The following is a 3,810-nucleotide window of genomic DNA, read 5'->3' as shown; positions in this document are numbered from 1 at the left end:
CGGTCGGCCTGGTCGGCCGCGTCGAACGCGTCGGCCAGCGCTCGGTGGGCGATCATCCGCCGGTCGATCGGCGCGCGCTGGTGTACCGCCGCGCGGATCAGCGGATGCCGAAACCGCAGCCGATCGTCGTCGATCAGGATCAGGTTCGCCTCCTCGGCGGCGGCCAGATCGGCGGGCCCCACACCGAAGTTCGCGCCCGCCCGCAGCAGTACGCCCAGGTCGCCGGCGTCGTCGCTCGCGGCGAGCAGCAACAGCATGCCCGTGCTCTCGGGCAGCCGGGTGACCTGGCCGTGGAAGGCGATCAGGAGGCGGCCGGTGAGCGGCAGCGCGCCGGGACGCAGGGTGTCGCCGGACTGCTCACCGGCCAGGGACAGGGGGAGTTCGAGCAGCGCGAGCGGGTTGCCGCGCGCCTCGGTCAGGACTCGGAAGCGGGCCGCGGCGCTCAGGTCCGCGGCCTTGCCGTCGAGCAGCGCGCTCGCGTACTCGGGGTGCAGGGCGGGCAGGTGCAGTTCGGTCAGACCGGTGACGGCGAACGAGCCCGGCGCGTCGCGGGCCGCGAAGATCAGCGCGATGCCTTCGGCGTACAGCCTGCGCGCGGCGAACACGAGCGCGTCGTGCGAAGCCCGGTCCAGCCACTGGGCGTCGTCGACGACGCACAGGAGCGGCCCGTCGCCGGCGTACTCGGAGAGCAGCGAGAGCACCGCGAGTCCGACGAACATCGGCTCGGAGCGGTCTCCCGCGGCGAGCCCGAAAGCGGCCTCCAGCGCGTGGCGCTGTGGTTCGGGCAGCCGGCCGAGGCACCCCAGCGCGGGGCGAAGCAGCAGGCTCAGGCCCGCGTAGGGGAGTTCCGCCTCGTACTCGACCCCGGTGCCGCGGATGGTACGCAGCTCGGTGTTCGCGACGACGTGATCGAGCAGCGCGCTCTTGCCGATGCCGGGCTCGCCGCGCAGGACGAGCACCCCGCTGCGGCCCTCCTCGGCGGCGGCGAGCAACTGCTCGATCGTCTTCAGCTCGGAGTCTCTTCCGTACAACACGTGTGGTCGACCCCCGTTGCCTGCCTGGCGCACTTACTCGCTCGGTTGCCCTACCTACCTGTGCTACCTGTCTCGCGCCAAAGTACCTATGCGTGACCGATTCCCGTCCGCTCGGGGGTCCGTAACTTCATGTCCGACGGAGCGGCCGGTACGGACCGGAAGCCCACAGGACACCCCGAAGGACGGACCTCATGACCGCCGACATCGACTTCACCGCCGTCGCCGAGCGCTACATCGCCACCTGGAACGAAACCGACCCGGCCGCCCGCCGCAAGCTCGTCGAGGCGCTCTACACCGAGGACGGCGCGTACGTCGACCCGCTGGTCGTCGCCGCAGGCCACGACGCGATCGACGCGACGCTGGGCGCGGTCCAGGGCCAGTTCGCGGGTCTCGTCTTCACCCTGGGCGGCCCGGTCGACGGCCACCACAACCTGGCACGTTTCACGTGGAACCTGGGCCCGGCCGGCGAAGAGGCCATCGTGGTCGGCTTCGACGTCCTGGTGCTGACCGAGGACGGTCGGGTGAGCAACGTGCACGGCTTCCTGGACAAGGTGCCGGCCGGTCTGTGAGCGGTAGGCCCCGCCGGACCACCTGTGACCGGTAGGCCCCATCCGACCACGACCGGTGTGCGGACCGGCCGGTCCGCACACCGGTCCGCAACCACCGTCACACCCACCGACCACGTGACAACGTAAGGATTCGCCATGTCCGCCAACCGCACGGCTCCGTCATCGGAAGCCGCGCCGTCGACGGGTAAGCCGTCGTGGGGCGCGCTCCTGGTCCTGCTCAGCGGGATCTTCATCACCACGCTGGACTTCTTCATCGTCAACGTCGCGATCCCGGCGACGCAGGAGGATCTACACGCCAGTCCCGCCGCGATTCAATGGGTGGTCGCGGGCTTCGGGCTCGCGGTCGCCTCGGGGCTGATCACGGCCGGGCGGCTGGGTGACATCTACGGCCGACGCAAGATGTTCGTGATCGGACTGGCCCTGTTCACCGTCGCGTCGGCGGGCTGCGGGCTCGCCGAAAGCGCGCAGATGTTGATCGTGGCCAGGGTGGCGCAGGGTGTCGCGGCCGCGTTGTTGATGCCTCAGGTGCTGGGCATCGTCAACGTCCTGTATGTCGGTGAGCAGCGGGTCAAGGCGTTCACCGCGTACGGCCTCGCGATGGGCTTCGCGGGGGTCTTCGGTCAGTTGATCGGCGGTGTGCTGATCCAGGTCGACCTGTTCGGCCTGGACTGGCGGCTCATTTATTGGATCAACGTCCCGGTCGGGGTGGTCGCGCTGGTGCTGACGCGGCGACTGGTCCCCGAGTCCAAGGGCGAAGGCGGCGCGAGTCTGGACCTGGTGGGCACGGCGCTGGTCACGCTGGGCCTGGTCGCCGTGGTGCTTCCGCTGGTGCAGGGCCGTGAGCAGGGCTGGCCACTGTGGACCTGGCTCTCCCTCGCGACGGCCCCGTTGCTGCTCGGCGCCTTCACGCTCCATCAGCGCGGCCTGGGGCTGGGGGGCGGTACGCCGCTGGTGCCCTTGGTGCTCTTTCGGGAGCGGTCGTTCTCGGTGGGCATCACGATGGCCCTCGTCTACGGCATGGTGAACGCGGCGTTCTTCCTGGTGCTCGCCCTGTACCTGCAACTCGGTCACGGGATGTCGGCGCTGGAGTCGGGTCTGCTTTTCATCTCCCTGGGCATCGGATATTTCATGTCCTCGGCGATCTCGGGGCAGATCGCGGCGAGGCTCGGTCGGCAGGTGCTCGCGGCGGGAGCGTTGGCGCAGGGCGTCGGCCAGATGGTGCTCGTCGAGACGGTGACGAGCACGAGCGAGACGCTGTGGCTGATCCCGGGCCTGGCGCTGACCGGCTTCGGGATGGGCCTGGTGATGGGCCCGATGGCGGCGACGGTCCTGGCCGGCATCACACCGAGGCACGCCGGTGCGGCGTCGGGCCTGTTGTCCACGGCCCAGCAGGTGGGCGGGGCGCTCGGGGTGGCGCTGGTGGGCATCGTCTTCTACGACACGCTCGGCGACGTACCGACGCCCGAGTTGTTCACGGACGCCTTCGTGAACGGGTTGTGGCTGCTCACGGGCTTCTGCGCGGTGGTCGTGGCGGTGGTGCAGGTGTTGCCGCGGGCGACGGGGGACGCGGGCCGGGACGTGGTTGCAGCCGCGGGCGCGGGCGCTGTGGGGGCGGAGGTGGCTCCGGCGCAGGGGTGAGTGATGAACGGTGAGCGGTGAACGGGTGGGCCCGGCCAGGTGGCCGGGCCCACCCGTTTGTGTTGTCGGGGTGAACGGGATCAGCCGTTCTGCGTCGGCGACTTCGGCGGCTGCCCGGCCAGGACCGGGTGTTCGGGCAGACGATTGCGCGGAACCTCGAAGCGCGCGAGGCGTTGGTACGGCGCCAGGCACTCCGGCGGGCGAGTGCGGTTCGGGAAGTCGACGTCCGGCTTGAGCACTTGGCCGTCGACGTACAACCGGGCACCGGTCGGATCCAGGCAACCGCCTTCGACGGAGAGGGTGACCACGACATTGCGCGTGAAGTCGGTCGCGGGGGACGGTTCCTGCGGGCGACGGTCGGGGCTGCTGCCGTACAGAGCGGCGAGGAGGGCCTCGTCTTCCGGCCCGGACGTGGAGACGCTGAACACCGGTGCTCGGCCGCGGTCCTCGGCGAACGAGATGGTGCGGAGGTCGATCCGGCCCGGGGCCGGAGGTGTGCCGGGGGTGCGGCTCGGGCTCTGCGACGGGGGCTTGGGGTCGGTGGGGGGAGGAGTGGTGGGTGTGGTGGC

General features: G+C 70.7%; 3 protein-coding genes and 1 pseudogene. 2 read left to right on the top strand and 2 right to left on the bottom strand.

The window, feature by feature from the left end:
• A partial coding sequence (locus GT354_RS35930) for an ATP-binding protein (protein ID WP_161360577.1) occupies positions 1–1,034 on the bottom strand: 1,034 nt, incomplete at its 3' end.
• Between the two features lie 191 nt (positions 1,035–1,225).
• Between GT354_RS35930 and GT354_RS35925 the strand changes: the two genes are divergently transcribed.
• Both GT354_RS35925 and GT354_RS35920 read left to right on the top strand, forming a co-directional pair.
• Positions 1,226–1,603 carry a nuclear transport factor 2 family protein gene (locus GT354_RS35925; protein ID WP_161360576.1) on the top strand — a complete coding sequence of 126 codons (378 nt, stop codon included), beginning with the start codon at positions 1,226–1,228 and terminating at the stop codon, positions 1,601–1,603.
• A gap of 135 nt (positions 1,604–1,738) precedes the next feature.
• Positions 1,739–3,241 (top strand): MFS transporter, encoded by a 1,503-nt coding sequence (locus GT354_RS35920; RefSeq protein ID WP_237535802.1) that lies wholly within the window; start codon positions 1,739–1,741, stop codon positions 3,239–3,241.
• Between the two features lie 80 nt (positions 3,242–3,321).
• Here the strand turns inward: GT354_RS35920 and GT354_RS35915 are convergent.
• Positions 3,322–3,810, bottom strand: a pseudogene (locus GT354_RS35915) (hypothetical protein); the annotation flags it as partial.

It is taken from the genome of Streptomyces sp. SID3343 (assembly GCF_009865215.1).
In the GTDB taxonomy this organism is placed as follows: Bacteria; Actinomycetota; Actinomycetes; order Streptomycetales; family Streptomycetaceae; genus Embleya.
The sequence above is the reverse complement of the archived record's forward strand: the minus strand, read 5'-3'. Positions and strand labels throughout refer to the sequence as shown.